We start from the raw sequence: 276 nt of genomic DNA on the forward strand, positions 1-276 counted from the left end.
CTGTACAAACCCAGAATCGACGAGTCATATCATCGAGCTCTGAGGTATCTTCTTCACCGATAGTAAGCGTTTCAGGCTCAAGTGCCATGCCGCATATTGGACAGCCACTATTCTCAACATCTCTGACTTCAGGGTGCATAGGACAGGTGTAGACCGTGCCATCATAATCAGCAGGAACTTTGTCGTATTTACCGCCTTTGATAGATTTTACATCAGTGCTGTTAGAAGTATCCTTTCCATGACAGTGTGCATGACTGTCTTCATCAGTAACCTCGT

The 276-nt window shown here is 45.3% G+C and carries 1 protein-coding gene; it reads right to left on the bottom strand.

The genetic code is table 11. The features are described from left to right. On the bottom strand, positions 1–276 hold a 276-nt coding region (locus tag SB772_RS40575), incomplete at both ends, for a heavy metal-binding domain-containing protein (protein ID WP_410838595.1).

Source organism: Paraburkholderia sp. SIMBA_030 (genome assembly GCF_046535245.1).
In the GTDB taxonomy this organism is placed as follows: domain Bacteria; phylum Pseudomonadota; class Gammaproteobacteria; order Burkholderiales; family Burkholderiaceae; genus Paraburkholderia.